The organism is Microbacterium sp. CPCC 204701 (genome assembly GCF_004010105.1).
Taxonomy (GTDB): domain Bacteria; phylum Actinomycetota; class Actinomycetes; order Actinomycetales; family Microbacteriaceae; genus Microbacterium.
This window is the reverse complement of record NZ_RRYE01000152.1, coordinates 1-6,967: the sequence shown is the minus strand read 5'-3', so window position 1 is coordinate 6,967 and position 6,967 is coordinate 1. Positions and strand designations below refer to the sequence as shown.

The 6,967-nt window shown below is 70.8% G+C and carries 6 protein-coding genes and 1 pseudogene; all 7 read right to left on the bottom strand.

What is annotated here, in order from left to right:
- Positions 1-735: heparan-alpha-glucosaminide N-acetyltransferase domain-containing protein (locus EIO58_RS10295; RefSeq protein WP_127819464.1), on the bottom strand; the 735-nt coding region annotated here is incomplete at its 3' end.
- Between the two features lie 70 nt (positions 736-805).
- On the bottom strand, positions 806-1,729 hold the full coding sequence (gene argF, locus EIO58_RS10290) for an ornithine carbamoyltransferase (RefSeq protein ID WP_127819463.1): 924 nt from the start codon (positions 1,727-1,729) through the stop codon (positions 806-808).
- On the bottom strand, positions 1,726-2,970 hold the full coding sequence (locus tag EIO58_RS10285) for an acetylornithine transaminase (RefSeq protein WP_127819462.1): 1,245 nt from the start codon (positions 2,968-2,970) through the stop codon (positions 1,726-1,728). The genes argF and EIO58_RS10285 overlap by 4 nt, the downstream gene beginning before the upstream one ends.
- Entirely contained in the window at positions 2,967-3,866 is a 900-nt protein-coding gene (gene argB, locus EIO58_RS10280) for an acetylglutamate kinase (protein WP_127819461.1), read from the bottom strand. The genes EIO58_RS10285 and argB overlap by 4 nt, the downstream gene beginning before the upstream one ends.
- Positions 3,863-5,020: a bifunctional glutamate N-acetyltransferase/amino-acid acetyltransferase ArgJ gene (gene argJ / locus EIO58_RS10275; RefSeq protein WP_127819460.1), complete on the bottom strand. Its 1,158-nt coding sequence runs from the start codon at positions 5,018-5,020 to the stop codon at positions 3,863-3,865. The genes argB and argJ overlap by 4 nt, the downstream gene beginning before the upstream one ends.
- Positions 5,017-6,138, bottom strand: coding sequence for an N-acetyl-gamma-glutamyl-phosphate reductase (gene argC, locus EIO58_RS10270; RefSeq protein ID WP_127819459.1), 1,122 nt, complete (start codon positions 6,136-6,138; stop codon positions 5,017-5,019). The genes argJ and argC overlap by 4 nt, the downstream gene beginning before the upstream one ends.
- A gap of 239 nt (positions 6,139-6,377) precedes the next feature.
- Positions 6,378-6,967 (bottom strand): annotated as a pseudogene (locus EIO58_RS10265) (NAD-dependent epimerase/dehydratase family protein); the annotation flags it as partial.

Below are 6,967 nucleotides of genomic sequence, written 5' to 3'. Positions count from 1 at the left end.
CGCCTCGGCGGCCTCACCCGCGCCGGTCGCGGCATCCGTCGCGTATCCGGCCAGCGCGAGCGCGGCACCGGCGCCCACGAGCCAGAGCTGCACGCGGAGCCTGCTGAGGCCCGCGCGCGCGGCGCCGAGTCCCGCCAGCACGAACGCGATCCACGTCGTGAACGGATAGTGCCAGCCGAGCACGAGCGACAGGTCGTTCCCCGCGAGCGTCTGCCACAGCGGCAGCGCGTCGAGCACCACCTGCACGAAGGGCATGACGAGCGCGAGCGCCAGCGCGATCATCAGCAGCACGCGCGCCCGGAGCCTTGTGAACGCCAGGGCGATGAGGAAGAGGATCGCGTACGCGGGCAGGATGACGTATACGGGCACGCCGGTGAGGATGAGCACCACCCCGAGCAGCCACAGCAGTGCGGCCCGTACGGCGAGGCGGCCCTGTGCGATGCCCATCGCCGAGCCCGAGAGCGGTGCGGCGCCGCCGGTCACCAGGCCGATCGATACGCCCGCGAGCGTCGCGAAGAGGATCGAGGATCGACCCTCGGCCACGGCTGTCCACGTCGTCGGCTCGGCGAACTCGAAGGGCTCGGTGATCCACAGCAGATGCGCTGCGAACATGCCGAGCACCGCGAGCCCGCGCGCGAGGTCGACGCCGCCGACCCGCTGCGGCCCGTTGAGGCGGTCCCAGCGCGTGGTGAGCCATCCGGCGACACGCGGCTCGGACCGTTTCGACTCGCTCATGATCGCGGCTTCTGAGGAGACCCGCCAGGGCCGAATCGAACGACGCTCAACGACCCGGACCCGTCCGCACTCAACCCTGCCGCAGCAGCCAGACGAGGAGTGCCTTCTGAGCGTGGAGGCGGTTCTCGGCTTCGTCCCACACGACGCTCTGCGGTCCGTCGATGACTTCGGCGTCGACCTCGTAGCCGCGGTCCGCGGGCAGGCAGTGGATGAAGATCGCGTCGCCCTTGGCGAGTGACAGCAGCTCCTGCGTGACCTTGTACGCGCCCAGGTCGCGCAGCCGCGCGAGCTTCTCCTCCTCCTTGCCCATCGAGACCCATGTATCGGTGACGATCACGTCGGCACCCGCCGCCGCCTCGTTCGCGTCGGTGTAGAGCGTCACGGATCCGCCCGTGTCGGCGGCGCGACGATCGGCGTCGGCGATCACGTCGTCGCGCGGGGCGTACGCCTCGGGCGAGGCGACGCGCACGTGCATGCCCGCCGTCACGCCGGCGAGCACGTACGAGTGCGCCATGTTCGACTTCCCGTCACCGAAGAAGGCGAGCGTGAGCCCTTCGAGGTCGCCCTTGTGCTCCTTGATCGTCAGCAGGTCCGCGAGCAGCTGGCACGGGTGGAAGTCGTCGCTCAGCGCGTTGACGACCGGCACCCGCGTGCCGCGTGCCATCTGCTCCAGACCCGCCTGGGCGTACGTGCGCCACACGATGGCCGCGACCTGGCGTTCGAGGACCCGCGCAGTGTCGGACGGCGTCTCCTTGCCGCCGAGCTGGCTGTTGGCCGTCGAGATGATCAGCGGCGAACCTCCGAGGTCGGCGATGCCGACCGCGAACGAGACCCGCGTGCGCGTCGACGACTTGTCGAAGATGACGGCGACGGTCTGCGGTCCCTCGAGAGGCTTGAGCTTCCAGCGATCCCTCTTCAGTGCCAGGGCGAGATCGAGGATCTCGTCCTGCTCGGCCTGCGTCAGATCATCGTCGCGCAGCAGGTGGCGGGTCACGCGTGCACCTCCGTCGATGCGCCCGAGTGGGCGTCGAGCAGCAGCGCGTCCTCGACGGTGCGCACCGCGGCCGTGAAGAGCTCCACGAACTCGTCGATCTCGACGTCGCCGATGGTGAGCGCCGGAACGAGCCGGATCGTCTCGTCGTTGGGCGCGTTGATCACCAGGCCGTGCTCCTGCGCGGCCGACACGACCGCTTTCGCGACGGGATGCCGCAGCCCGATGCCCAGCAGCAGCCCGAGACCGCGGCATCCGGCGATCAGCTCCGAGTCGATGCCCTCGATCGCCGCCTTCAGTTGCGCACCGCGCTCGGCGGCGTTCGTCACGAGGCCGGCCCGCTCGATCTCGCCGACCACGGCACCCGCGACGGCTGTGCCGAGCGCGTTGCCGCCGAACGTGGACCCGTGCGTGCCCGGGTAGAACAGCTCGCTCGCCGCACCGAAGGTGATGAGCGCGCCGATCGGGAAGCCGCCGCCGATGCCCTTCGCCACCGTGATCGCGTCGGGGGCGATGCCTTCGTGCTGGAACGCGAACCACTCGCCCGTACGGCCGGCGCCGGTCTGGATCTCGTCGATGATCAGCAGCGCGCCGTGGCGCTCCGTGATCTCGCGCGCCGCCTTCAGGTATCCCTCTGGCAGCTCGATGACGCCCGCCTCGCCCTTGACGGGCTCGACGAACAGCGCCGCGACGCGGTCGTCGATCGCGGCTTCGAGCGCCTCGACCGTCGAGTCGATGAACTCGACGCCGGGTGTCATCGGGAGGAACGGCTCCTGCATCCAGGGCTTGCCGGTGAGGGCGAGGGTGCCCATGGTGCGGCCGTGGAAGGCGTCCTTGAGCGCGAGGATGCGCGGCCGGTCGAACCCGTTCCTGCGGCTCTCGGAGCCGTGCAGCCGAGCGAGCTTGAAGGCCGCCTCGTTGGCCTCGGCGCCCGAGTTGCCGAAGTACACACGCCCTGATTCGCCGGTTCCTGCGAGGCGCTTGAGCATCGCGGCGAACGCGAGCTGCGGCGGCGTGGCGAAGTAGTTCGACACGTGGGCGAGCGTCGCGGCCTGACGCGAGATCGCCTCGACGAACACCGGGTGCGCGTGACCGAGCGAGTCGACCGCGATCCCCGCGAGGAAGTCGAGATAGCGCTTGCCGTCGGCGTCCCACAGATACGACCCCTCGCCGCGGACGAACAGCGCCATCCGCTCGCCGAAGCTCCGGACGAGATCTCGTCCCGCGTCATCCTGCCACGTCATCCGCGCACCACCTCTGTTCCGATTCCTTTGCTGGTGAAGATCTCGACGAGCACCGAATGCGGCACGCGCCCGTCGATGATCGCCGCCGTCTCGACGCCACCCTCGACGGCCTCGAGGCACGCCGACATCTTGGGGATCATGCCCGACTCGAGCGTCGGCATCATCGCGCGCAGCTCCGCCGAGGTCAGGTGCGACACGAGCGAGTCGCGGTTCGGCCAGTCCGCGTAGAGCCCCGGCACGTCGGTGAGCACCACCAGCTTCGCAGCACCCAGAGCGACGGCCAGGGCGGATGCCGCGGCATCCGCGTTCACGTTGAGCGAATGCCCCGGGCGGTCGAGGTCGGGCGCGATGCTCGAGACCACCGGGATCCGGCCGGCAGCGAGCTGATCGAGCACCGGCTGGGGGGCGACCTGCACCACGTCGCCGACCCTGCCGAGGTCGTGCTCGATGCCCTCGATGACGACGCCGCGACGGCGCCCGCCGAAGAGCCCCGCGTCCTCGCCGCTGAGGCCCGTGGCGACGGGCCCGTGCGCGTTGATCCTCGACACGAGCTGCGGATTGATCTGCCCGGTCAGCACCATGCGCACGACCGAGATCGCCTCGGTGGAGGTGACCCGATACCCGCCCTTGAACTCGCTCGGGATCGCCAGGCGGTCGAGCATCGACGAGATCTGCGGACCGCCGCCGTGGACGACGACGGGCTTGACCCCGACGTACCGGAGGTAGGCGATGTCGGCGGCGAAGGCATCCTGCAGCTCCTCGCTGACCATCGCGTTTCCGCCGTACTTGATCACCACGATCTGGTCGCGGAAGCGCTTGAGCCACGGGAGCGACTCGATGAGCGTCACGGCCCGGGCGCTCGCCTCGTTCGGATCGGTGTCCTGCAGGTCGGTCATGAGGAGTACGCGCTGTTCTCGTGGACGTAGTCGTGGGTGAGGTCGTTGGTGAGGATCGCGGCGGTCGCCGCGCCGACCTTGAGGTCGATGATCACCTCTGTGGCGCGCGGCGTGAGGTCGACCGCGTCGCGCGGCCGGTCGGGGCCGCCCGCGGCGCACACTCGCACGCCGTTCATCCACACGTCGACCTCGTACGGGTCGAACGTCGCCGAGGTCGTGCCGATCGCGGCCAGCACGCGCCCCCAGTTCGGGTCGTTGCCGAAGATCGCGGCCTTGAAGAGGTTGTTGCGGGCCACCGAGCGGCCGACCTCGACGGCGTCGTCCTCCGACATCGCGTTCTGCACCAGGATGCGGACGTCGTGGCTCGCGCCTTCGGCGTCGGCCTGCAGCTGCTCGGCGAGGTCGATGCACGCCATCGCGAGCGCCGCGCGGAACTCGTCCGGGTCGGGAGCGATGCCGCTCGCGCCGCTCGCCATCAGCGTGACCTGGTCGTTGGTCGACATGCAGCCGTCCGAATCGAGCCGGTCGAAGCTCACGCGGGTGGCATGGCGCAGGTGGGCATCGGCCTCCTCGGGCGTGAGGACGGCGTCTGTCGTCAGAACCACGAGCATCGTCGCGAGCCCGGGCGCCAGCATCCCCGCCCCCTTCGCCATGCCGCCGATGGTCCAGCCGCCGACGGCGCCGGCAACCTGCTTCGGACGGGAGTCGGTCGTCATGATGGCGAGAGATGCCGCCTCGCCGCCGTCGCGGGACAGCTCGGCGATCGCCTGCTCGGTGCCGGCGAGCACCTTCGCGCGGAAGACCTCGTCGCCCGTGCCGATGAGTCCCGTCGAACACACCAGGATGTCGCCCGCGCTCACGCTCAGGAGCTCGGCAGCCTTCTCGGCGGTCTGGTGCGTCGTCTGGAAGCCGAAGGCACCGGTGAAGCAGTTCGCGCCTCCCGAGTTGAGCACGATCGCCTCGACTGCACCGTCCTGGATCACCTGCTGCGACCACAGGATCGGGTTCGCCTTCGCGCGGTTGCTCGTGAACACCGCAGCACCGACCTTGAGGGGTCCGCGGTTGACGACGACGGCGACGTCCGGGGCGTCGGTCGACTTGAGCCCGGCCGCGACGCCCGCGGCCTCGAATCCTCGGGGCGCCGTGACACTCACGGTGCGACTCCGTTCACGGTGAGCGCGGTGCTTTCGGGAAGGGCCAGCGCGAGGTTCATGGACTGGACGGCGGCGCCCGCAGTGCCCTTGGTGAGGTTGTCGAGCGCGGTCACCACCACGACCCGGTTCGCCGCGCGGTCGATCGCGAGCCCCATGAGGGCGGTGTTCGCGCCGAGCACGTCGGCCGTGCGAGGGAATTGGCCGGCCGGGAGCAGCTGCACGAACGTCTCGTCGCCGTACGCGTCCTCCCACGCACCGCGGATCTCGGCGTCCGAGACTCCGGGAGCGATCGGCGCGGTCGACGTCGCGAGGATGCCGCGCGCCATCGGCACGAGCACGGGCGTGAACGAGATGCGGATGCCTTCGTCAGCGGTGCCGTCGGAGATGCTGCCGGTCGTCGGTGCATCCGCCGGGGAACCTCCGACATCCGCGCGATCATCCGACCGGCGGGCCGCGACGAGCGCCTGCCGGATCTCGGGGATGTGCCGGTGCGTGCCGCCCACGGCGTACGGGCTCGCTGTGCCGAGGATCTCGCTCGCGAGGAGGTGCGGCTTCAGGCTCTTGCCGGCGCCGGAGGGGCCGACGGCGAGCATCGTCACGATGTCGGAGGGGTCGATGACGCGGGCCGCCACGCCGGGCGCGAGCGAGAGCGAGACCGTCGACGCGTTGCAGCCGGGCGCGGCGATGCGGGATGCCCCGACCAGCCGCTCGCGCTGCTTGCCGCCCGCGACCGGCAGCTCGGGAACTCCATAGACCCACGGCTGGTGGAAGTCGCCGCCATAGAACCGGTCCCAGTCGGCGACCGACTCGAGCCGGTGGTCGGCGCCCGCGTCGATGACGAGCGCGGTGTCGCCGAGCGCGTCGGTGTACTGGCCGGACTGCCCGTGCGGCAGCGCCAGGAACACGATGTCGTGGCCGGCGAGGATCTCGGGAGTGGTGTCCTGCAGGGTCAGATGTGCGAGCGAGCGCAGGTGCGGCTGGTGCTGGATGAGCGGCTGTCCCGCGTTGGAATGCGCGGTCACGGTGCGGATCTCGACGTCGGGATGCGCGGCGAGGATCCGCAGGATCTCGCCGCCCGCATAGCCGGATGCGCCGGAGACGGCGACCGAGTATGTCATGGATTCCACCTTAGAGTCTGGGTGCGGGGGCCGGAGACGGCGACGCCCGATCGCAGACGTCCATGACAGGACGGCGTTCGGGGTCGCCTACAGTCGGCGCTCGCGCGGGCTCTGAAGACGGCACTGACGGCGTCGGCGCTCGGGAGCGGCGCTCGGAACGAGCGCGGAGAGTCCCTGGGTCGCCGAAGGCATGCGCCGACGATAGCGGCCCGTCCGCGGCATCCGCAAATCCGCCGACGTCACGCCCCGAGCTCGGAGAGCAGCGCGAGCTCGTCGGCGCGCGTGAGTCCCGCCCGTCGCTCGCGCTCGAGCCCACGCTCGCGCTCGTCGGCGAGGGTGCGCTCGAGCGTCTCTCGCAGGGGGCGCAACAGGCCCCCTGCCGCCCGGTACACCGCGTTGGCGTGGGTCATGAAACCGGGCATGTCGGGCGGCAGCCACAGCGGCAGAGACCGCGGCCCTGCCCAGTAGCCCACCGCGTGCGTGACGAGGAATTCGTCGGATGCCTCGAGCACGGCACCGGTGTGCCCGGCGACCTCGCGGGCGAGCTCGAGTACTTCGGTCAGCGACATGACGTCGCCGATGGCGTTGGCTGTGCCCGTCCAGCCGGCGCGGGCGCGTCCGACCGCGAACGTCGCGAGATCGTCGACGTCGATGACCTCGGCCCGTCGACCGGCGGTCTCGGGCACCAGGACCGGTCCGTCCGCGGCGAGCGCGAAGCGCGACACCCAGTAGCCGAAGCGGTCGCTCGGGTCGCCGGGTCCGACGATGAGCCCTGGGCGCAGGATCGCGGCGCGGTCGCCGAGCGCCGTGCGGACGGATGCCTCGGCCG

Coding starts and splice junctions, on each gene's coding strand:
- EIO58_RS10285 (WP_127819462.1), bottom strand. CDS start 2,970: ATGACGTGGCAGGATGACGCGGGACGAGATCTCGTCCGGAGCTTCGGC.
- argB (WP_127819461.1), bottom strand. CDS start 3,866: ATGACCGACCTGCAGGACACCGATCCGAACGAGGCGAGCGCCCGGGCC.
- argC (WP_127819459.1), bottom strand. CDS start 6,138: ATGACATACTCGGTCGCCGTCTCCGGCGCATCCGGCTATGCGGGCGGC.